General features: G+C 58.7%; 20 protein-coding genes and 2 pseudogenes. 13 read left to right on the top strand and 9 right to left on the bottom strand.

Annotated features, from left to right (window positions below; translation table 11 throughout):
• The first annotated feature begins 102 nt into the window (after positions 1–102).
• From ACSFC7_RS15405 to ACSFC7_RS15390, 4 genes are all read left to right on the top strand, one after another.
• The gene (locus tag ACSFC7_RS15405) at positions 103–297 is read left to right on the top strand and encodes a 30S ribosomal protein S17e (RefSeq protein ID WP_436343705.1); all 195 of its coding nucleotides are present in this window, start codon (positions 103–105) and stop codon (positions 295–297) included.
• Positions 298–656: 359 nt separating this feature from the next.
• Positions 657–1691 carry an aspartate-semialdehyde dehydrogenase gene (gene asd / locus ACSFC7_RS15400; protein ID WP_436343704.1) on the top strand — a complete coding sequence of 345 codons (1035 nt, stop codon included), beginning with the start codon at positions 657–659 and terminating at the stop codon, positions 1689–1691.
• A gap of 91 nt (positions 1692–1782) precedes the next feature.
• Entirely contained in the window at positions 1783–2211 is a 429-nt protein-coding gene (locus ACSFC7_RS15395) for a DUF7344 domain-containing protein (protein WP_436343703.1), read from the top strand.
• A 24-nt stretch (positions 2212–2235) separates the two neighbouring features.
• Positions 2236–3033 (top strand): TrmB family transcriptional regulator, encoded by a 798-nt coding sequence (locus ACSFC7_RS15390; protein ID WP_436343702.1) that lies wholly within the window; start codon positions 2236–2238, stop codon positions 3031–3033.
• A gap of 34 nt (positions 3034–3067) precedes the next feature.
• Here ACSFC7_RS15390 and ACSFC7_RS15385 read toward each other — a convergent pair whose 3' ends face one another.
• On the bottom strand, positions 3068–3499 hold the full coding sequence (locus ACSFC7_RS15385; protein WP_436343701.1) for a universal stress protein: 432 nt from the start codon (positions 3497–3499) through the stop codon (positions 3068–3070).
• Positions 3500–3635: 136 nt separating this feature from the next.
• A complete protein-coding gene (locus ACSFC7_RS15380) occupies positions 3636–4607 on the bottom strand; it encodes a D-2-hydroxyacid dehydrogenase (RefSeq protein ID WP_436343700.1) in 972 nt (323 codons plus the stop codon).
• A gap of 230 nt (positions 4608–4837) precedes the next feature.
• On the opposite strand from ACSFC7_RS15380, the gene ACSFC7_RS15375 reads away from it, so the two are divergent.
• Together ACSFC7_RS15375 and ACSFC7_RS15370 are read left to right on the top strand one after the other, a co-directional pair.
• Positions 4838–6229, top strand: a complete 1392-nt coding sequence (locus ACSFC7_RS15375; RefSeq protein ID WP_436343699.1) for an NAD(P)/FAD-dependent oxidoreductase — start codon at positions 4838–4840, stop codon at positions 6227–6229.
• A 14-nt stretch (positions 6230–6243) separates the two neighbouring features.
• Positions 6244–7148: pseudogene (locus ACSFC7_RS15370) on the top strand (ribonuclease J); the annotation flags it as partial.
• 93 nt (positions 7149–7241) lie between these two features.
• Here the strand turns inward: ACSFC7_RS15370 and ACSFC7_RS15365 are convergent.
• Complete coding sequence (locus ACSFC7_RS15365; RefSeq protein ID WP_436343698.1) at positions 7242–7430, bottom strand: DUF5786 family protein; 189 nt, start codon at positions 7428–7430, stop codon at positions 7242–7244.
• An 895-nt stretch (positions 7431–8325) separates the two neighbouring features.
• On the opposite strand from ACSFC7_RS15365, the gene ACSFC7_RS15360 reads away from it, so the two are divergent.
• The 3 genes from ACSFC7_RS15360 to ACSFC7_RS15350 all read left to right on the top strand — a co-directional run bounded on the left by ACSFC7_RS15360 (position 8326) and on the right by ACSFC7_RS15350 (position 10319).
• Positions 8326–8535, top strand: a complete 210-nt coding sequence (locus tag ACSFC7_RS15360; RefSeq protein WP_436343697.1) for a hypothetical protein — start codon at positions 8326–8328, stop codon at positions 8533–8535.
• Positions 8525–9178, top strand: coding sequence for a hypothetical protein (locus tag ACSFC7_RS15355; protein ID WP_436343696.1), 654 nt, complete (start codon positions 8525–8527; stop codon positions 9176–9178). The genes ACSFC7_RS15360 and ACSFC7_RS15355 overlap by 11 nt, the downstream gene beginning before the upstream one ends.
• 484 nt (positions 9179–9662) lie before the next feature.
• A complete protein-coding gene (locus ACSFC7_RS15350) occupies positions 9663–10319 on the top strand; it encodes a DUF7504 family protein (RefSeq protein ID WP_436343695.1) in 657 nt (218 codons plus the stop codon).
• 11 nt (positions 10320–10330) lie between these two features.
• Here ACSFC7_RS15350 and ACSFC7_RS15345 read toward each other — a convergent pair whose 3' ends face one another.
• Positions 10331–10573 (bottom strand): hypothetical protein, encoded by a 243-nt coding sequence (locus ACSFC7_RS15345; protein WP_436343694.1) that lies wholly within the window; start codon positions 10571–10573, stop codon positions 10331–10333.
• A 120-nt stretch (positions 10574–10693) separates the two neighbouring features.
• Here ACSFC7_RS15345 and ACSFC7_RS15340 point away from each other — a divergent pair, with 120 nt between their 5' ends.
• The gene (locus tag ACSFC7_RS15340) at positions 10694–10903 is read left to right on the top strand and encodes a dodecin family protein (RefSeq protein ID WP_436343693.1); all 210 of its coding nucleotides are present in this window, start codon (positions 10694–10696) and stop codon (positions 10901–10903) included.
• 129 nt (positions 10904–11032) lie between these two features.
• Here the strand turns inward: ACSFC7_RS15340 and ACSFC7_RS15335 are convergent, their stop codons facing one another.
• From ACSFC7_RS15335 to ACSFC7_RS15325, 3 genes and pseudogenes are all read right to left on the bottom strand, one after another.
• Positions 11033–12196: a nicotinate phosphoribosyltransferase gene (locus ACSFC7_RS15335; RefSeq protein WP_436343692.1), complete on the bottom strand. Its 1164-nt coding sequence runs from the start codon at positions 12194–12196 to the stop codon at positions 11033–11035.
• 116 nt (positions 12197–12312) lie between these two features.
• A pseudogene (locus tag ACSFC7_RS15330) lies at positions 12313–13272 on the bottom strand (formate/nitrite transporter family protein); the annotation flags it as partial.
• A 94-nt stretch (positions 13273–13366) separates the two neighbouring features.
• Complete coding sequence (locus ACSFC7_RS15325) at positions 13367–14644, bottom strand: MFS transporter (RefSeq protein ID WP_436343691.1); 1278 nt, start codon at positions 14642–14644, stop codon at positions 13367–13369.
• A gap of 124 nt (positions 14645–14768) precedes the next feature.
• Between ACSFC7_RS15325 and ACSFC7_RS15320 the strand changes: the two genes are divergently transcribed.
• Positions 14769–15272, top strand: a complete 504-nt coding sequence (locus tag ACSFC7_RS15320) for a macro domain-containing protein (protein WP_436343690.1) — start codon at positions 14769–14771, stop codon at positions 15270–15272.
• A 352-nt stretch (positions 15273–15624) separates the two neighbouring features.
• Here the strand turns inward: ACSFC7_RS15320 and ACSFC7_RS15315 are convergent, their stop codons facing one another.
• A complete protein-coding gene (locus ACSFC7_RS15315) occupies positions 15625–17526 on the bottom strand; it encodes a beta-CASP ribonuclease aCPSF1 (protein ID WP_436343689.1) in 1902 nt (633 codons plus the stop codon).
• Positions 17527–18328: 802 nt separating this feature from the next.
• Here ACSFC7_RS15315 and hisI point away from each other — a divergent pair.
• Positions 18329–18706 (top strand): phosphoribosyl-AMP cyclohydrolase, encoded by a 378-nt coding sequence (gene hisI / locus ACSFC7_RS15310; RefSeq protein WP_436343688.1) that lies wholly within the window; start codon positions 18329–18331, stop codon positions 18704–18706.
• A gap of 169 nt (positions 18707–18875) precedes the next feature.
• Here hisI and ACSFC7_RS15305 read toward each other — a convergent pair whose 3' ends face one another.
• Entirely contained in the window at positions 18876–19145 is a 270-nt protein-coding gene (locus tag ACSFC7_RS15305) for a DUF7571 family protein (RefSeq protein WP_436343687.1), read from the bottom strand.
• Between the two features lie 194 nt (positions 19146–19339).
• Here ACSFC7_RS15305 and ACSFC7_RS15300 point away from each other — a divergent pair, with 194 nt between their 5' ends.
• Positions 19340–20293 (top strand): cytochrome c oxidase subunit 3, encoded by a 954-nt coding sequence (locus tag ACSFC7_RS15300; protein WP_436343686.1) that lies wholly within the window; start codon positions 19340–19342, stop codon positions 20291–20293.
• Positions 20294–20318 lie beyond the last annotated feature (25 nt).

Here is a 20318-nt window from a genome sequence, read left to right as displayed (position 1 = left end):
CACAGTCTCGAGAGCCACCGCTCGTCGACAGTCGTCAGGGACCTGGGTTTCCGAAGCGCCAAAGAGAAAGGGATTAAGAGCCTCTGGACGGAACCTTCCTCCATGGCAATCAAACCGGCCTATGTCAAGAAGACCGGGAACCTCCTCCTGGAGCGGTACCCGGACGCGTTCACGACCGACTTCGAACAGAACAAAGACAGCGTCACGAAGCTCACCAACGTCGAGTCCAAGGGCGTCCGAAACCGCATCGCCGGGTACGTTACCCGAAAGAAAAGCGCTCAGACAGCTACCGCGTAAGCTCGCTTTTGCCCTCGAGTTCCGACGGTCCTGAGCGACAGCGCTCGCGATACCCGTCCAGCCGACGAGCGCTGCGAGGGGGAAGCGCAGCACCGAGACGACTGCCGCGCCGGTCCGGAACCGGGTCGCGAACGGACCGACGGCGCTCGAGTTCGCGGTCGAACTCGTCACTGTGACCACCCCGTGCTCGAGTCGGATCGAACCTGTTGGACGTCCGCAGTGGACCGCTGTCACTCGGGTTTTGTAACGTAATACGGCCGTCACTATGACGGACGAGGCGAACGGCTAGTATCTCACTGACAGGTCCTGTGCGACGGAAACCCAAACGGTTTTGCGGACACAACTCCGAGTCCGGGAAAATGGCAGTACGAGTTGGCGTCCTCGGTGCGACCGGTGCCGTTGGACAGCGACTAATTCAGCTTCTCGACCCGCACCCGGAGTTCGAGATCGCCGCATTGACCGCGAGTAAATCCAGCGCCGGCAAGACCTACCGGCAAGCCGCGAAGTGGCGCGTCGACAGCCCCATTCCGGCGGACGTCGCGGAGATGACCGTCGTCGAAACCGACCCCGACGAGGTTCCGGACGACGTCGACCTCATCTTCTCGTCGCTCCCCTCGAGCGTCGGCGCGACGGTCGAACCCGGCTTCTGTGAGGCCGGCTACGTCGTCTCGTCGAACTCCTCGAACGGCCGGATGGACGACGACATTCCGCTCGTCATCCCCGAGGTCAACGCCGATCACCTCGACTTGCTCGAGGTCCAGCGCGACGAGCGCGGCTGGGACGGCGCGATGGTCAAGAACCCCAACTGCTCGACGATCACCTTCGTCCCCACGCTCGCCGCGCTGGCCGAGTTCGGGCTCGAGAAGGTCCACGTCGCGACCCTCCAGGCCGTCTCCGGGGCTGGCTACGACGGCGTCACCTCGATGGAGATCATCGACAACGCCATCCCCTATATCGGCAGCGAGGAGGACAAACTCGAGACCGAGTCCCGAAAGCTGCTCGGCACGTTCGACGGCGCCGAACTGAGCCACAACAGTATGGACGTCGCGGCCTCCTGTAACCGCATCCCGACGATCGACGGCCACCTCGAGAACGTCTGGGTCGAGACCGAAGACGACCTGACCCCCGACGCGGCCGCCGAGGCCATGCGGGAGTACCCCTCGCTCGACCTTCGCTCCTCGCCCGACCCGCTCATCCACGTCTTCGAGGAACCCGATCGTCCACAGCCGCGGATGGACCGAACGCTCGGCGACGGGATGGCCATCGCCGCGGGCGGCCTCCGCGAATCCGCCTTCGGTCTGCAGTACAACTGCCTCGCGCACAACACCATCCGCGGCGCCGCCGGCGCGAGCGTGCTGAACGGCGAACTGCTGCTCGAGAACGGCTACCTCTAAGTCGTTTTTACTCAGCTTCCAGTAATTTCTTCGCCACAGACCCTGCGTGATTTGGCAGGGCGCACAAGTACGAACGGGCCCAACAGCGAGTATGCTTCCCGTGATTTCCGATCCCGAATCCCTGACGCCGGTCTCAGCACAGTCGTCGACGGGATCCGCCGACGAGACGGGACGGGCGCTCGACCTGCTCGCCGATCGGCGTCGCCGGGCCGTCCTCGAGTATCTCGACGACAACGACGCGCCGGTCTCACTAAGTGACCTGGCGGACCACGTAACCCTCGAGGAAGAGGGACAGGCTCGCGGTGCGATCGCCGGCTGTGGCGACGCGCTGCTGGGAACCCGCCGACGCGTTCGAATTTCGCTCAGACACCACCACGTTCCGAAACTCGAAGCGGCCGACGTCGTCGATTTCGACCTCGAGGCAAACACCGTCTCCTTGCGGGATTCGGGTGCCGATCTGCTCGCTCGGCTGGAGGCGACCACCGAGGAGTGTGGCGGCTGCAAGCACCACGTCCAGTAGTCAGCCCTGCAAATTCATGGAACGATGCCTACTGAGGAGCAGGCGGTACAGCTCCTGGTCGAACTGGGGCTCACCGAGTACGAGTCGCGTTGTTTCGTCGCACTTTCCCGCGTCTCGACGGCGACCGCGTCGGAGATCTCCCATCTCTCGGACGTACCGCGCTCGCGCGTCTACGACGCCGTCGATCGGCTACACCGACGGGGGCTGGTCGACATCCAGCAGTCCGAGCCGCGCGAATACCGGGCGATTTCGAAGGATGCGGCCCTCGAGTCGCTGCAAGAACAGTACGACGCGACCCTCGAGGCGACCGACGACGCCCTCTCGGAACTGCGACGCTCGAACGGCGGAAACGACTTCGAGGAGAGCGGGGCGTGGGCGATCTCCGACCACGATCACGTCACCGATCGGATCGGAACGCTTCTCGAGGAGGCCAGCGACGAGATCTACGCGCTCGTCACGGACGAAAGCGTTCTCGACCAGCAGTTTCTCGAGCAACTGGCCGCGGCGAGCGAACGCGGTGTCGACATCCGGATCGAAGTCTCGTCCGAAGAGACCGAAGCGCGAATTCTGGACGTCACACCGGAGACCACCGTCGTAGTCACGGATCTCGCGGCCGATCCGGCCTCCCTGAACGTCAAACGGCTCGGCCGGATCGTCATGATCGATCGTCGGTCGGTCCTGCTCGGAGCCATCACGGAGCAGACCCGTCCGGGGCAGTTCGAGGAGACGGCGATCTGGGCCAGCGGACCGGATCACGGACTGGTCGTCGGGCTCCGACACGTTCTCGGGGCACGAATCGATTCACAGGGCGTCTTCAGCTGAAACGAACCCCTTCCCGTCTGCGTCTCACCGCAACTCAGGCGTCCGCCTGTGGCAGCGCAACGACCGGAACGGACGCCTCCTTGACCATCCGTCGGGCGACGTCACCGGTGAGCAGTTCCGCCAGCCGGTTCCCCGGTCGGGCAGCGAAGACGACGGCGTCGGCGTTCCGGTCCTTCGCTTCGGTGAAAATCCGTTCGACCACGTCAGTCCCGTAGAGTACGTCCGTCTCGACCGTCGCACCGGTCGTCTCGAGCGGTCCGCGCGTGCGCTCGAAGATCTCTTCGGCGTACTCCTCGCGCTGTTCTACGGAGGCTTTGTCGGGTGCACCACCGGCTTTCTCGATCACGTTGACGACGACGACCGAACTGGTCGGAGTGAGATGCGGTGCGAGCGCCGTGGCTGTCCGCTCACCGTCGTCCGGATCCGCCGCGGGGACGACGATCGTCCCGTCGAACGCGAGTGTCATCGATCGCCCTCCGCTCTCCGTGTTCGTCGTTCACGAGTCAGTATTGCGGTAGACTCGAACGGTGGTGATATCGCCATACCCGAAATTCGGGCTGACCACTGAAAAAGCTGCAGTCGACGGAAGCGTGAGCCGTACCTCAGGGACGCACCTGATTCTCGAGGTCAGTCTCCGAATCCTCGCCGAACCGCCGTGCGTTCTCGGCCACGATATCGGCGAGCCGTTCGTAGTACTTCGGCGTGTGGCCCGCGTTGTGGGGCGTGATCTGGACGTTCTCGAGCGTCCACAGCGGATGCTCCTCGGGGAGCGGTTCGGGATCGGTGACGTCCAGCGACGCGCCGCGGATCCAGTTCGAGCGCAGCGCCGCGACGAGGTCGGCGGTGTCGACGACCGGCCCGCGGGCGACGTTGACGAGAACCGCCTCGGGGTTCATCGTCACGAATTCGTCGTGGCCGATTAGTCCGCGGGTCGTCTCCGTGAGCGGGCACGCGAGCACGAGGTAGTCCGTCCGGGCGAGCGCGTCGTCGAACGCGTCGTCCTCGAAGCCGATCACCTCGTCCGTCGGCCCGCCCTTCTCGGGCGAGTACCGTACGCCGATCGTCTCGACGCCGAACGGCTCGAGGCGCTCCGTGACCGCCCGTCCGATCGCACCCAGCCCGACGACGGTCACCGTCGACCCCTGCAACTCGTAGGCCTGGTAGTGGCGCCACTCCCGTCGGTCCTGTCGACGCGCGCCGACGTGGAATCGGCGCGTGTACCGGAGGATCGCTCCGAGAACGTGTTCGCCGATGTTCGGGCCGTGTACACCGGAGGCGTTCGTGACCGCTACGCCGCGCTCCTCGAGTCGGTCGAGCGGGAGGTGTCCCGTCCCCGCGTAGGCGCACGCGAAGACCTCGAGGTTCTCGGCGGCCTCGAGGAGGTCCTCGTCGAGGGTCATCCCGGTGACGAACCGGGCGTCTTCGATTCGCTCGCGCTCTTCGGCGGGCGTGCGTGCGAGTTCGACCGTCTGCTCCGGCACCCGCTCGCGAATCGCGGCGGCGTACTGTTCGACTGGCATGCCGTGAGTTCCCGTTCGAAGGACGAGTACGTCCGGTGTGTCGGCGTCACTCATGTTCGTGGGGTCGTCCAGTGGGCTCAAAAGCGTTCGTCTCCCGGAACGGGACGGCGCGCTCGAGCGGGTATCGGAGGGTGACGCCGATGGAGCGGGCGCTGGCGGATGAGGCAGGGCGGACAGGTCCTACCAGTCCACCCCGGAGGCGTGGTCGGCGGACCGTCGATATCGGTTCCCATCATCGGGACGTTCAGGCAATTTAATAATGGCCCGTTGAGTTCCAACGGAGTATGGAACGCGTAGACGTCGCGATCGTCGGTGGCGGCCCCGCAGGGGCATCCGCGGCCGAACGGGCCGCGGCACACGGTGCCGAAACCGTCCTCTTCGAACAGGGCGTCCCGCGGGAAGACCGCGACGGGATCGGTCCGGACTCGACCGACGCCGCCGGCATGCTCGACTACTGGATCGACATCATGGACTTCGACTACCGGGAGATTCCCGACGAGGTCATCCACCGGGAACTCGAATCCACGGAGTTCGTCGGTCCCAACAGCCGCGTCGTACTGACGACGACCGGAATGGAGGCCAGCTATCCGAAATTCGGATACACCTTCCACCGCGCCCGCATGGACGACTGGCTCCACGAGCGCGCCGCGGACGCCGGTGCCGATCTCCGCGTCGGGACGGGCGTCAAGGACCTCGAGACCGACCTGCGAGCCGACAGCGAGAAGGGACCGATCCACACGCTAACCCTCTCCGACGGCGAGCAACTCGAGGCCCAGTACGTCGTCCTCGCCGACGGCCCGCAGCGACGGATCACCCTCGACGCACTCGATCAGTTCACGGCCCCCGGCCGCAGCGTTTCAGACTACCTCTCGCCGCCCGAGGCGAACCACATCGCGTATCAGGAGTACCGGGACTTCCCCCCCGAACTGTTCGAGGAGTTCGAGGATACCCTCAAGTTCTGGTGGGGCTACATGCCCGGCGAGACCGCCTACCCGTGGGTGTTTCCCAACGACGGCACGGTCGCCCGCGTCGGCCTGACGATGCCCATCGGGATGGAACTCGAGGACGTGAAGAATCCGGGTGCGTACAAACTCCTGCGCCCGGACGACGAGCGGTTGCCCTCCGGTTCGGAGTACATCCGTCGGCTGCTCGAACGGGAGTACGGCGACGAGTACGATATCGAGGAGGACATCCCGATCGTCGAGGACCGCGGGAAGTCGAAGGGGACCGAAACGTATCCCATCTCCTCGACGCGACCGATCGAGTCGCCAGTCGGCGCGAACATCGCCGTCGCCGGCGGTGCGATGGGAACGACCTCGGCCTTCCACGAGGGCGGCTACCACGTCGCCGTCCGAACGGGGAAGATCGCCGGTCGACTGGCCGCGACGGACTCGATCGGGCACTACAACGACGTCTGGAAGCGAGCCATCGGTGACGAGATCCTCCGGAACGTCGCCTTCGCGGATATCGTGAAGGACTACGAACCCGACGACTGGGACCGGGCGTTCGACACCATCACCGACATGCAACAGGGGGCCACCGGCGGTAACTTGATCAGACGTAGCTATTCGGCCAGCCTCGGTGCCTCGAAGATCATGCTCGCCTACAAGCGACGGAAGTACGCCTACCGCAACGGCGGCTACGTGCAGTTGAAAGAGGACGAGTACTTCTACTGAGTTTCGTTTTCCGACTCGAGTTCGTTAATGTCTCCCACTCGATAATCGACGCGATCAACCCGGTGCTGCATACACCCGAGGGAACCATCGCCTACGGTCTGGATAAGCGGATGGATCACACGCCCGTCATCGGCTCCGATCGATATGAAGCGATTCCGCGAGATCGGTCGCGAAGGGAACGGTGTGCTCTGTTACATCGAGGACTGTACGAACGCAAATAAGAAGGGCCGGACACCGTCCGAACGCCTCGCCCGTGAACAGCTCCGCGACGTCCTTTACAGCGTAGAAGATTACGACGGCGGGATCGTCGCCACCACGTTCTCGAGTCACATTGCACGTGTAACGTCGCTAGTCGAATTTGCAAAAGAAATCGGTCGTCAACCCGTCCCTGGGTCAATCGATGGAGAAGTATTCGGGCACCGCAGAGCGACTCGGCTTTGCTGATTTCCCCGACGACGACGGAATGTTCGGGCATCGAAATTCCGTCGACCGGTCGTTCGAGCGGATCATGAACGAGGGGAAAGAGAACTTCCTTCCGCTCGTTGCTGGCCACCAAGGTGAACCTCGCGCAATGCTCACTCGGATGGCCCGCGGCGAAACGCCCTACGAACTCGACAACGGAGACAAGGTTCTCTTCTCCGCGGGGATCATTCCGGAACCGACAAACGAGGGCCAACGATACCAGGCTGAGAAACTGATGCAAGGCGCGCGGATCTACGATGAGATCCACGTTTCGGGTCACCTCCGTCAAGAGGGCCATTATACGATGCTCGAGGCACTCGAACCGCACCACGTTATTCCGGCCCATCAGGACCTCGGAGGGTTCTCGGGATACGTCGATCTGGCTTCGAATCGAGGATACGTACTCGGACGGGACCTCCACACCGCGTCAAACGGAAATGTCATCAAACTCGCGTAACGTATTCTCGAGCGTTGGAGACTGTGAAAGAGGATCCACATCGATGCCCTCAGCCGTGAAGCCTCATCGGGCCAAGGATAGAACGAAGTGCCGTTATTCGTCTTCTTTGTTCTCTTTGATTTCTTGTAGTTGACCGATCAGGTCGTCGGTCGGGGCACCATTTTCGGCGGTCACCTCACCTTCGTAATCGTTTTCGTGGACGTTTACGGCAGCATCCTCGGCCTTCTCATCATCGACATTCTGTTGCTGCTGCTCGGATTCGTCGTAGCTACCAAAACCCATACTGCACGTTTTACAGTCCAACCGTATATTTCCAGCGGTGTAATTGTACAGCGTACTATTCGAACAGGAGAAATAGTAGAGTTGGATAGTGTGCTGGAATATAACCAATCGGCTTCTATTGACCAGTGGTATCTCTTGCAACGAGAAGGTCGTTGTATACCAGAGAGGTAAATTGTCTGTGCCAGCAAGTTGTCCATCATGTGACAAGCTTGTTCAAAACCCAGTACGTAGATATCGGGACGAGAGTGGGAGACGAGTACTTCGATTTAGTTGCCGAAATTGTGGCCACGAATGGGAAGTGACATTCTGATCGGCGATCAAATTACCGCAGAGAGCCGAGCGACTTATACTGACACACCGGCAGATTCAACCATGGTGTGCCGTCCTCCCTCCTTGATGAGGCACAAACATCACTGATCGAAGACAATCTAGGGGATATGCGTCTCATTGAAGAAGCCTTCCGTGTCGGCCACATCAACAACCAACTATTGGTCAAGTAGCACTGGACTTTGTTCACCGTCGAAACAAATACGAGAACGTACCTCAACCAGACGTCGTCCTACTGGACCCCCACTGTCGCGGATGTAACACCGGGAATTTAGACATATATCGGTAGGTGAAACCACTAATCAGTATATTTGTCATTCAGTAGAGACCACTTCAGAAAGTCCAAGCTCAAACGAAAGAGTAAATGTCAATAGATAGGCATTCTTGGGAGAACTGATCAGAATCGAATCGCCTCCTCGAGAACGAGAACAGAACGTCGGGCAGAAAAGGCTGTCCCAACGCATCCGTTTGGCATCGATGACTATTTCACGATAGACCCATCGCTAGTAATCGAGAGGTTTCCCGGCTTCTAGCTGTTCGCAACCGTTAGCCGCCGGATTGATCATCCATGACGAGCGAACTGCAACTCGATTTCGACGTTGACCCCGAAAGCCAAATCGAACTGTTAGCCGAGATCGTCCGTGAAGAGTACCCGCCAGCAAGAGTCCGATACGTCGAAGAAGTAGTCGTTGCCGACGGCGGCCCCATCGATTACCTCGGATGGCTCGCACTCGAGGACTACGAAGAGCACTGCTTCTTCTACAAAGATGAGGAATGACCAGCAGACACTTCGCTGGCTACTCTCGATCTCGCCCCAACAGTCGGATATGCCACAGCTCAAGCGGTTTCTTCGACAGTCATACGAGAGCTATGCCGAAGGTGATCACGGAGTGGTCATCGAAATTCCAGATACGTATCTGCCCGGAACTACACCAAAAGCAAACATCGGGTTCTACCACAATCCGATCACGGACGATGTCAACTCCGGTATAGTTACGACTCCGGTGAATCAGCAAAAAGAGATCTTCGAGGACGTTGCAAAGTTGGTCCCAGCTAGGGATCTCGAGACGTTCGTCTTGAATACCGCACGGACACTTCGAACGGAACTCCGCGAAGACGCAGAACGGCATACTCTCGAAGGAGATGTAAGCACCATTCTCGAGCAGGATCCGAATTTCCGACGAGAAACGGTCCGTGAGATCCCACAAGAGATTCATCCGGGATACGTCGGTACCGAAGCGGAACTCTGGCAAAAACCGGTCTCACGGATCGATTATCTCGATGGTGCCCAGGGATTCGTGCAGATCTGGATACCGATCACCGATGAGGAGGTCAGTCTGGTGTCAGTTACGCGAGGTGATTTCGATCGAGAGACGGCACTAGAGGAAGTTCGTACGGCGTTCTCTGACAAAATGCAGTAGTAGCGAGATGATCTGATCACGATCAAATGACAAGAGGGGAGAAAGTACCCGAATCTAATACAGCGAAACGTATTTACGGACGAAAGAAAAATAGAGAAACAACTTCGGCGCGGTTTCATTTCCTTCGGTGCGCCACTCGAGCGCTATTCGCCGGCGGTGATCGATCTGATCGCACCGAATGTAGACAGTGGACGCATATCACTGGTTCACCGCCACCGGGGCCACGAAAACGGTACAGCAAACCATGACCTCAGAATTCGACCTACCCTGTTCGGAATGTGGTGGAGACCTTCGAGAGGCGACGATCGATCCACACGAACTCGGGTTCCAAACGGCGAATGACACTGCCGTTCTCGTTGCCGAATGTCAGGCCTGCGGTGAGCGTCACTATCCCGCGCATACTCTCAGTGCTCTTGGACGCCGCAAGTCTCGAGAGTTGTAAGCAGAGCCGTATCGAACCACCAACATTTGTATAGTTACACATATGATTCATTTCAAGACAGACGACTGGGGGTCTACCGATTCGCTCATCGATTATGACGGGCTGCCTGAGACGATTTCGAGCAATGCGGCCCTCTGTATAGCCAAACCAGCGCCGCTTACGGAGTATGCATTGCCGCTACGCATTGTCAACCGATACGCAGACCGCAATGATTGTCGGATCATCGTAACGTCATCGGTCAGTGCCGAAGAAACGATCCGACAGCAACAAACAATCGCACAATCGGGAGATTACCGGATTGGAGTTGTCGATACGACTGCCGACGAATATCTCGCTGCTCTCTATCAGGAGAACCCGACAGTCTATCTCCCCCATTCAAGAGAACTCACGCAACTCTCCCTCGCGATATGGGACTTACACGAAACGCTCTCGGAATCGTGTTCGAAAACGCATGTGGGTATCCGATCGCTCACACCGATACTTGCTGAAGGACGTCTCGAAAGCGTAATAAACGCACTTGAGCGATGGATCGAGCGGCAACGCTCTACGTCCAGTCTTACCGTGTTCAGTGTCGACTACACCGAACACGATGAAGCCACGATGGCTGCACTCGAGAGACTCGTCAACGGAATCGTCTGGACCGAGCAGACGGAGAGACAAGGACTTCGGTTCGACTATCATCGAACGCGCACCCGGTAGCGAGGGCTGACCTACCGGCTGTCAGTGACTCGCTTCAGTACGGGATTGTCATCCGGTTCGTTTCCCTTGAATTGCATTTCAAACGTTTCGACGCCACGATCGCCCTCGATTTCGATCGTAGTCACTTTTCGTCCGTCCACGGACGCGTACTGTATCGATAACTGCCTGGGATAGTCGAACGCTTGAACGATGGAATCGATCGCTTCCTGTAACGAAGAGACCGTACGGACGCTCAATTCATCCTCCGTACTCATACTTACTGTTCCTCCCTCTGCGGATAACTACTTTCGGACCACCCAGATGCATATCTGGTGCTCGGAAAGATTTTTCCCTCCAACTACTTTGTCCATCGGCGATGTCCGTTCCAATGGATCATGGGTGAAACTGTCAAAGTAATCGAACTGGTCGGCAATTCGACTGACTCGTGGGAGGACGCCGCGCAGAATGCGTTAAACAATGCAGACGAGACACTCGAGAACATCAGTGGGCTCGAAATCGAATCACGAACCGCTGACGTCGAAAACGGACAGATCGAGCGCTACAAAACGACGGTTCACGTAGCGTTCGCATTGCAAGATCGATGAGCGAATCAAACGGGGATTCAAGTTAGCGAGGTGATATCACCCCCTAATAGAGCCACTTCTCCTGCTTTTTCGCTCGACTGAGACGCCATTGAGGAGCGACTCTCGGCGAAAAGATAGTACACTGATGGCTTAGCCCAAATTGGGAGAGCTGAATCCAACCGTTTCCGCGTCGGTCTCTGCACGCGCTGCAGCGTCGTCGAGATCGAACTCTCTAACGAGTTCTCCCTGACGAAGTAGCGGTTCAAAGAGTGAATCACCATTAGACGTGGAATCGTGATCAGCGAGCGTTACGCAGTGGTCGCCGTCTGACGTTCGATAGACATCCTTGACTCCCGGAAGCTTTCCCCGCTTTGAGATCGGTTCACGGTCAATTTCGACGATATCCAGGGCGAAGTCGATCGGATCGGCGTTACTGATGTACCCACCGACGCCGAAACCGTCTGCGACATCTCGCAACTGCACGAGGTCCGCCGGTGAGAGGCCGCCACTGGCGAAAATATCGATATCTTCGTGACCGGCCGCTTCGAGGGCCCAGCGGACCTCGCGAACGATATGTTTAAAATTCCCTCGTCGAGAGCCGGTCGTATCGAGTCTAACGCCGTCCAGGTCGTCCCCGAGTGTCTCAGCCGCCTGCAACACTTCCTCAACTTCGTCACTGAACGTATCGCAGAGAGCGATACGCGGCACGTCGGAATCGACAGCGCCGTCGAACGCCGTCCAAGCCGCTTGCTGTTCACCGCGTCCGTAACACAAGACAAGCGCGTGAGGCATCGTACCGCTCGCTTCGCGGCCGATGATATCGCCAGCAGTCGTGTGAGAGAATCCGTCCAATCCACCGATGAGCGCGCCTCGCTCGACGATGGTTGCGATCGATGGATGAACGTGTCTCGCTCCGAAGCTCAGGATCTGCGACTCGGGTGCGGCACGTCGGGTCTCGAGTGCCTTCGTTGCGATCCCGCTTTGATGGCCGAGCAGGCCTAGTAATGACGTTTCGAATCTGGCGAACTCGAGATACGGCCCTTCGATTCGGAACACGGGACCACCATCAAAGAGTTGACCCTCTCGTAGTGCGTCGACGTTGAGGTCACGACCCTCGAGGAGGTGCGCCGCGTCTTTAACCCCGGCGATCACTTCGAACTCGCCCGTTGAAAACTGATCGGCTGTGACTTCAGCAACGACAGTCGGGTTCTTCTGTGCATGCTGTAGCGTCTGTTCGGTCCGATCAAAGTACGCATCCGTTGCTTCGCCGCTTTCGATCGCGTCGATCGGTACGACGTCAAATGAGTCGCCCATAATAGACGACACGTTTCCCTCCGCCGTTGCTATTGTGGTTATTACCGAATTCTGACAATCGTGGTCAGTACAAATCATCACGACACTTCCAGCGATCAATCGTCGCTTCGCTCTGGAGGTGCATAATCGCTCCCGACGTACTTTCCGAAGAGTATCTCTCGTATCGAGAGCTGGTAGTTTTGCTGCTGGTACTTGCGTTCGACCGCCTGAAAGTAATTGACGACAGTCACGAGTAGGACACCACCGATCGTATTCCCGAGGAGAACGGGGAGTACAAAGTCGAACATGCCGGTAACGAGCGCCAATTCACCGCGGAAGACGAGAAACATCGCTTCGGTAGCAGAGACTACGACGTGGAAGAGGTTCCCCAGCGGAATCGCGAGGAACGCGACGTACACTAATACCAGACGGGAGATCGTATCTTGTGCCGCGTAGTCGAGCCAGACAACTCCCGCGACGATCAGACCGGCGAAGAGACCCTTGAAAAACAGATCCCACCACGGCGTCGCGGCGCCGCTCTCAGCGATGTCGACTGCTTCCATCATTACATCTGGTGAAAAAACGCCCGTTGACGCCAGAAGGTACGCACCCAGCCCGCAGCCGACTAGGTTTCCGATCAGGACGATCGTCCAAACGGTAAGCAGCGCTGGAATACTTGCCAATCGCTCGAGGACGAGCGCAACTGGTGGCAGCGTGTTCTCGGTGTACAACTGGTAATCGCCGAGGATGATGTAGATGAATCCGAGCGGATAGAGGAGTGCACTCGTGATCGCCGCCCCGCCGGTCGCTTCGGTCAGCGATGCGTAGAGCATGAACGTCAGCGTGATCGCAAAGCCTGCAGCCAATGCGCTGAAGAACAGTTCCCGCGTGCCGGTCGTAATTTCGTCGTCGGCCGCGGCGACGATTCGATGAAAGATTTCGTCCGACGAAAATCGGTCGCGAACAACAGCGCCGGCGGCCGGGACGCCGTGTCGCGACTGTTCAACGGCGTCCCGGATCGCTTCGTCTTGATTGGAGTCATCCTCGCTCAACGTCTCTCGTTGAGACTCGTCAGGTGTTTTCTCATTAACGCTCATGGTAGCGACTACGGGAGGGCCCGAATAACGCTGTCGTCATACGACTACAAGGGACAGAAATGCACGCTATTCCGATATCCCAATCGGCAGTGATTTACCACTCAGTGAGCGCGTCGGGGCCGTGGAACCAGATCAGAATCACGAGGAACGAACCGATACCGGTCAGTGCAAACGCGCCGCCGACGTAGAACACCGACGCCATGCCGATCTCGTACATGAGCCAGCCACCGAGCAACGGTGCGATAACGCTTCCCGGCCGCCAGATGAGTTCGCGGATTCCGAAACTCGAAGCGACACCGCCGTCGTCGGTTCCCTCGTCGGCGAACAGCGCCATACTCGCCGGTTCGCGGAAACTGTCGGCGACGCCCAGCAGCCCCGAGAGCGTGACCAATGGGAGAAACGCCGGTGAGACGTCGCCGAACAGCGAGAGTGCCGCGGGGAGCCCGAGCGCGGTTCCGATCACCGGCGAGAACGGGACGGCCAGCGCGATCAGACCGTACGCTGCGCCGCCGGTGAAGACGAACACCGCCCGGCCGTAGCCGTCCGAGAGCCGCCCCGTAAAGGGCTGACAGCACATGTTGGTGAACTTCTCGGCGACGACGGTGAGCGCGACCGCGAGGCCGCCGTATGCCAGTCCACCTTGGGCGGCGGAGACGCCGGCGAAGATCGGTACCCACGTCCGCACGAGCGTGACCGAAAACGCGTACTGGAAGCGAAACGTCGAAAGGGTGAGGATCCGTCGATTGAGCGCGAGATCCGTGAACGGAAATCCGTGGACGCGCGTCTCGTCAGGACCGAGATAGTAGACCGTTCCGACCCACGCGACGAGCACGATGCCGACGATGATCGCGAAGATCGAGCCGAAGCCAAAGGCCTCGTAGAGCGTCCCCGCGCTGAGGCTCCCGACGATCGACGCGGCGAAGCTCGCCGCGTTGGCCTTGCCGATGTAGTTCGCTCGCGTCCCGACATCGGCGAGTTGCCCGACGAGCGAGAGCGTCATCAGTCCGGTTCCCGTGACGACGACCCCTTGCAATCCTCGAATCGCGATGAACGAGGCGCTCGAGTCGACGACGGGGAACAGCCCGTAGACGACGACCCCGATCCCGAGCACGACGAGCAACACGGTCCGTTTGTCGAATCGGTCGCCAGCCCACGCGACCGGGACGACGGTGAGCGTCTGGGCGAAGGTAAACCCCGTCGTGTAGAGGCCGACGATGAGTCCGGCGCTGATCGTCAGCCCGAGGATCGTCGTATCGGTCGGCTCGAGCGCGTTGATGTAGTACGGCAACAGCGTGATCAGCGTGACGAAGCCGAACCCCTCAGCGAACCGAGCAAGATAGAGCGACCAGAACTGCAGGCGATCCTCGTTCACGGCGCACCTTTCGAACCTGGCTGAAAAGCAGTTTCGAAACGAAGGGCAGACAGAGTGGGAGACGTACCATTCAGCGACGTACTGTCGGAACGGGTTTTAGGAATTCGACGTCGAAGCGACACGTATGGAGTTCACAGTCATCCAAGGCGATATTGCGAATCAAGAGGCCGACGCCCTCGTGAACGCAGCAGGTACCAGTCTTCGAATGGGAAGTGGCGTGGCCGGTTCGTTACGACGAAATGCGAACGGACCGATCAACCAAGAGGCAATTGAAAAGGGACCAGTCGATCTCGGTGACGTCGCCGTTACCGACGCGTACGACCTCGAAGCCGAGTACGTCATTCACGCGGCCGCGATGCCCCACTATGGTGATGGCCGTGCAACGAGCGAGAGTATCCGGATCGCGACGCGAAAATCGCTCGAGAAAGCGGACGAACTCGGCTGTGAATCCATCGTGATTCCGATCCTCGGTACGGGAGCCGCCGGATTTGACTTCCACGAGGGAGCGCGATACGTCTGCGAAACGATCTTGAACTACGAGCCCTCGTCGGTGGCCGAGACTCGGGTGATCGCCTATTCGAAACAGGAGTACGACGAACTCGAATCGATCGCCGAAGAGATACGGTGAGCTACCACGGCTATAGTCGTGGGTTTGCTCCCGAACTCTGTAAAACCGAATCGGAGTTACAGATACGTCGTCTGTCCTCCCTTTGAGTATCGCATCTCAACAAACGGTAGTACAGAATGACCACAAAGCATATTTCACCAACCACTTACTCATCTTGTAGGACGGCGGGCAGCGGGTAGGGGTACTCGCAGTTTCTGTCCGCCACTTTATCGCCCGTCTAGAGAGGCATCTCGTCTCTGCCCAGCGACCGATCAAACCGCCTCATGGATTCGAAAACCGGGGACATGCAGTACGAACTCGAGTCCGAACTCAAATGGACGAAGTGGCGTAGCGTTCTTCCAGGGCGGAGGCGTCAGGGGAAACGAAACGTTTCCAGATTCTTCGGCTGGTGAGTCTTGATATCGTGTTTCTGGTAGAGAGCCGACGAGAGTTGATCCGTCGCCTGATCGTCACCGTGAACGCAGAGAACCGTTTCCGGTCGCGGATTCATCTCGTCGACGTATTGCTCGAGCCCGTTTCGATCCGCATGCCCTGAGAATCCGCTCACGGACTCGATGCGACAATGCAGTGTGAGCCGATTTGCGCGTCCCTCGAGCGTGACCTCCGTGCGACCGCTTTCGATTCTGCGACCCAACGTCCCTTCCGCCTGATAGCCGACGAAGAGGAGCGTGTTGTCCGACTCCGTTCCGAGCAACTCGAGCCACGACATGATCGGCCCACCAGTCACCATCCCCGACGTCGAGAGGATGATACTCGGCTCGTCGCTGGCGATCTCTTCGCGCATCGGTTGACCACCGTCGACTTGCTGGAACTGATCGGCCATGAACGGATTCTCGTCCTCGTGGAGGATTCGCTGTCGAAGCCCGTCGCGGAGGTACTCCGGATACGCCGTATGAATCGCAGTTGCTTCCCGAATCATCCCGTCGAGATAGATCGGCATCGTTGGTATCTCGTCCTCCCGCATCGCCTCTTCGAGGACGAGCATCAATTCCTGTGATCGGCCGACGGCGAACGCTGGGATGACGACGATGCCGTTCTGGTCGTACGTTTCCCGAATGATCTCCCTGACCCGTGCCTCGCTCTTATCTGTGTCCGCTTGGAAATCATTTCGGCGACCGTACGTCGATTCCATAAACATCGTTTCGGCTCGAGGGAAGTCGTTGACTGCTCCGTTGAACAGCCGCGTCGGTTCGTAGTGAACGTCACCCGAGAAGACGATATTGTGGAATCCATTCCCCACGTGAAAGTGGGCCGTTGCACTCCCCAGAATATGCCCTGCATTGTGCATCGTCAGCTTGATGTCCGGAGCAATATCGGTGACATCGCCGTATTCGACCGGGATCGTATGTTTAATCGCTTGTCGTACCTGTTCACTCGAGTACGGCGGCGTACGGCCTTCTTTCGAGGCGACGTCGAGATAATCGAGTTGTAACAGTCCCATCAGGTCACGAGTGGGCTCCGTCGTATAGATCGGTCCGTCGTAGCCGTATTTGAACAACAGTGGGAGCAATGCACTGTGGTCCAGATGAGCGTGCGTCAGAACGACAGCGTCGAGTTCTGTGAGCGGCATCGCTTCCGGGACGTGAAGATACGGCACCTCACCTTCGGCACCGGGTTTGTCTCCGCAATCGATGAGGAGCTTCGTATTCGGCGTGTGAAGGACGAAGCTCGCGCGACCGACTTCGCGACAGCACCCGAGTGTCGTTACTCGAACCCAGTCAACGTCGTTATTGGGAGGACCGTGAGTTTGCTCTCCGACGTCCGCGAGGAAGTCACGTCGTTCTGCTCGTTCTTGCGTGAGGTAACTTCTGACGTTATCTACCGTCGACGACTCCATCGGCGGTGTCCGGACCACTTCCGGATTCCACCCCACCTCCTTCGTAATCTCGCGGATCGTACTCCCACGCTGCCCGATCACTAATCCCGGTTTCTCGGCTTTGATGATGACTTCTCCAGTCGTCGAGTGAAAATCGAGTTCTTGGATGTTCGCGTTTTCAGGGACGACATCATGAATAACCGCCTTAGCGTTTGCTGGACTCGATTGCGTTCCCGGGACTGGTCGAATCGTTACCCGTTTACGGAGTGCGTGAGCAAGCGTTCCGAGAATATCGCTATCTCGTGCGAACTCTCGAGGAGTCTCAGTATAGATGACGAGATCGGGACCTTCGTATTGGACGTCGGTAACATCCAGATGAGAGGGGACTTCGTTTCTAACGCGTTCGTGCAAGTCGGAATGGATCGTGTCGTCGCTCATAGATAGGATCGCTGTCTCACCGGTGATCGCTTCCCTCTCGCTCACAGACCGACAACCAGAATCACTCAGGGATGATCGGTCAACCAAATATACGAAGAGGGCTGATGAACTGGTAGTAGTGACTTTGTCAGGAGGAATAAAAACCTTCGTACCGCAAAGTGTGTGTTGTGACACCGATGCACACGATGGTGACTTTTAAACGCAGGCGTCCGCTTCGTTCGGGTAACGAGCCGGTTTTCCACGCCTGATGAGGCCTCTTGGCTGAGGGCAAACTGGCAGAGACCCAGTTCCAACGTCTTGAAAGACCTTGGCCATGTTATCCTCGCGATTTGGAGGTCGTGAGTAAACTACCGTGGGCCTCTGCCTGCTGTTTCGCCTCGGCAATAATCTGAACCAATAGCGATGACTAACGGAGAACAGAGAGGCAATATTATCGCTCAAGAAAAGAACCAGTTACTTCCGAAAGTGTAGCGGCTCGGCCAGTACCGTCATCATAAGGGGCTCAGAGGGGTAACTATTCGTCATCGCCGCCACAGATGTATTCCCGAGTGCGAATGATTTGAGTCTTGGCTTCTGTAGTCAGACCTACGGTTCAATAAGTCGAAAAATACCAATCTTTCCCGAACTATCGACGGTGATCTTGGAACGTTCAGTCGGGAAGAAACTCAAACTCGAGATACAGATCCGTAATAAGCAGACACGACATATCGAATCAAACGCGATATTCAGGGCTGCATAGAAGAATCATATTCTCGATATCAAAATAACAACTGGTATCTTGTGTCTTTCGTATTGACGATATATGCAGGATGATCGACTCGCCATCGAACTCGATTTCGGTGAGAACGAACTAATCCCCGCAATCGCACAGGATGCCAAAACAGGCGACGTTCTGATGCTCGCATATGTCACTCCAGAAGCATTGGCAGCGACCCAAAATACGGGTCTCGCTCACTACTATTCTCGGGGTCGAGACGAACTCTGGCAGAAGGGAGGCTCCAGCGGACACGTCCAAAAGGTCGAAGAGATCCGCGTCGATTGTGATGGTGACGCACTCCTCTATCGTATCGAGCAAGAGGGAGGAGCCTGTCATAGAGGATACCGTTCCTGCTTTTATCGAACGATCGACGGGGAAATTGACGATGAGATAGTGTTCGATCCAGAACAAGTATACGAATGAGTGTTAGAATATAAACCGGATAGAAAACCGTTCTACTCGATCCAGTCGCATTCATTATGCCGTACCTTGGATCTGAACCATCCAGAAAACGGATGGGCCTGACGGATCCCGTGGACGGCAGCAATCGCAAAAAAGCGGCTCAATCGGCGGGCAAGAACGGACCTACCGCTCAGGAGGACGCGGTATCGAGGTTCCAGCCGGGATCCTGACCCGTGCGTTCGATGTGGTCGGATCGGCACGCCGGACAGTAGTCGGGTGTGGCAGTGACGCTCCGAGGAACGTAGACCGCACCGCTACACCCCACGCACGAATCGGAAACGATGGTCGCGCAGTCGGCGCAAATGTTGAAGTCGTCGACCGTGAGTCCGCGCAGGGGTTCGAGCTGTTTATCCAAGATGTACTCGTCGATGACCGCCTGACAGTTTTGGCACGGTTTCATATCGATACACCCAGCACCATGTCACAGTACTACAAAGGTCTGCCGACCCGATGAAAATCTGCCGTCTACGCGGGGCGAGTCGCGAATACACGCGCCGTACTGAACCGATTCGAACCGTGTGACGTACCTGTACGGACGACCTACCGTCGTGTAAGCGGTGATCCTTTTTCCCGCTCGAGGTGGAGACCGAACGTATGAGCGCTCGGTTCGACGGCTCGGACGATCGGGACGAGCCGTCCGAGACGGCAGCGACTCGAGCGGACGGCGCCGGCCACGTATCGCGAGACGATCAGGGAGAGATCACCGATCCCGACGGTCCCGACGGACCCGTCGGCCCAGACAGCCCTCACGAACCGGGCGATCACGGCCACGACGAGCACCGCAGTCGCTGGCCGCTGGTCACCGGCCTCGGGGCGGGCGGGCTCTACAGCGGCGTCGCGATCTACCTGCTCGGGGTCGCGGCCGGCGTCGCGCCCCCGCTGCTCGGGATCGGGCTCGCCGTCGTGGGGACGATCATCCTGCTGGCCGGGGTAGCAGGGTGGGTCGACGAGGCGTTTCTGGCACCCGCTCGAGCGCACGCCGAGCAGACGAAATCACGAGAGTCGTACGTGTCGACGACGCTGCTCTTTCTCGCGACCGACGTCTCGACGTTCGGCGCGTTGTTCATCTACTACTTCTTCGTCCGATTGGGTGCCTGGCCGCCGGAATCACTGCCGCCGCTGCTGACGTCGCTCGTACTGGTCAACACGCTGATTCTGATCACCAGCAGCGTGACGATTCACTACGCCCACGAGGCCTTGCACGACGGCAACCGACGGCGGTTTCTGGGACTGCTCGGGACGACGCTCGCACTCGGCGTGATCTTCCTCGGCGGACAGGCGTACGAGTACTACGAGTTCATCGTCCACGAGGGCTTTTCCCTCGGGAGCGGCGTGTTCGGCAGCGGCTTCTTCGCACTGACCGGCCTCCACGGACTGCACGTCGCACTCGGCGTCGGCGGTATCGCCGTCGTGTTCTGGCGCGGGTTGCGGGGTCACTACGGGACGGAGCGAGACACCTCCGTCGCGACCGTCTCGCTGTACTGGCACTTCGTCGACGTCGTCTGGGTGTTCCTCGTCCTCGTTCTCTACGTCGGGGCCGCGCTCTGAAACTCCGTCGAACGGACCGCCGTCA

The sequence above is a fragment of the Natronorubrum halobium genome (assembly GCF_051351675.1).
Taxonomy (GTDB): Archaea; Halobacteriota; Halobacteria; order Halobacteriales; family Natrialbaceae; genus Natronorubrum.
Note: the sequence above shows the minus strand (reverse complement) of the source record. Positions and strands in the feature narration are given on the sequence as shown.

What these genes read in the sequence shown, in the direction of transcription:
- ACSFC7_RS15375 (WP_436343699.1), top strand. Translation starts at nt 4,838, where the DNA reads ATGGAACGCGTAGACGTCGCGATCGTCGGTGGCGGCCCCGCAGGGGCA.
- ACSFC7_RS15300 (WP_436343686.1), top strand. Translation starts at nt 19,340, where the DNA reads ATGAGCGCTCGGTTCGACGGCTCGGACGATCGGGACGAGCCGTCCGAG.
- ACSFC7_RS15365 (WP_436343698.1), bottom strand. Translation starts at nt 7,430, where the DNA reads ATGGGTTTTGGTAGCTACGACGAATCCGAGCAGCAGCAACAGAATGTC.
- ACSFC7_RS15320 (WP_436343690.1), top strand. Translation starts at nt 14,769, where the DNA reads ATGGAGTTCACAGTCATCCAAGGCGATATTGCGAATCAAGAGGCCGAC.
- hisI (WP_436343688.1), top strand. Translation starts at nt 18,329, where the DNA reads ATGCAGGATGATCGACTCGCCATCGAACTCGATTTCGGTGAGAACGAA.
- ACSFC7_RS15335 (WP_436343692.1), bottom strand. Translation starts at nt 12,196, where the DNA reads ATGGGCGACTCATTTGACGTCGTACCGATCGACGCGATCGAAAGCGGC.
- ACSFC7_RS15380 (WP_436343700.1), bottom strand. Translation starts at nt 4,607, where the DNA reads ATGAGTGACGCCGACACACCGGACGTACTCGTCCTTCGAACGGGAACT.
- ACSFC7_RS15305 (WP_436343687.1), bottom strand. Translation starts at nt 19,145, where the DNA reads ATGAAACCGTGCCAAAACTGTCAGGCGGTCATCGACGAGTACATCTTG.
- ACSFC7_RS15395 (WP_436343703.1), top strand. Translation starts at nt 1,783, where the DNA reads ATGCTTCCCGTGATTTCCGATCCCGAATCCCTGACGCCGGTCTCAGCA.
- ACSFC7_RS15340 (WP_436343693.1), top strand. Translation starts at nt 10,694, where the DNA reads ATGGGTGAAACTGTCAAAGTAATCGAACTGGTCGGCAATTCGACTGAC.
- asd (WP_436343704.1), top strand. Translation starts at nt 657, where the DNA reads ATGGCAGTACGAGTTGGCGTCCTCGGTGCGACCGGTGCCGTTGGACAG.
- ACSFC7_RS15355 (WP_436343696.1), top strand. Translation starts at nt 8,525, where the DNA reads ATGAGGAATGACCAGCAGACACTTCGCTGGCTACTCTCGATCTCGCCC.
- ACSFC7_RS15315 (WP_436343689.1), bottom strand. Translation starts at nt 17,526, where the DNA reads ATGAGCGACGACACGATCCATTCCGACTTGCACGAACGCGTTAGAAAC.
- ACSFC7_RS15390 (WP_436343702.1), top strand. Translation starts at nt 2,236, where the DNA reads ATGCCTACTGAGGAGCAGGCGGTACAGCTCCTGGTCGAACTGGGGCTC.
- ACSFC7_RS15345 (WP_436343694.1), bottom strand. Translation starts at nt 10,573, where the DNA reads ATGAGTACGGAGGATGAATTGAGCGTCCGTACGGTCTCTTCGTTACAG.
- ACSFC7_RS15405 (WP_436343705.1), top strand. Translation starts at nt 103, where the DNA reads ATGGCAATCAAACCGGCCTATGTCAAGAAGACCGGGAACCTCCTCCTG.
- ACSFC7_RS15360 (WP_436343697.1), top strand. Translation starts at nt 8,326, where the DNA reads ATGACGAGCGAACTGCAACTCGATTTCGACGTTGACCCCGAAAGCCAA.
- ACSFC7_RS15350 (WP_436343695.1), top strand. Translation starts at nt 9,663, where the DNA reads ATGATTCATTTCAAGACAGACGACTGGGGGTCTACCGATTCGCTCATC.
- ACSFC7_RS15385 (WP_436343701.1), bottom strand. Translation starts at nt 3,499, where the DNA reads ATGACACTCGCGTTCGACGGGACGATCGTCGTCCCCGCGGCGGATCCG.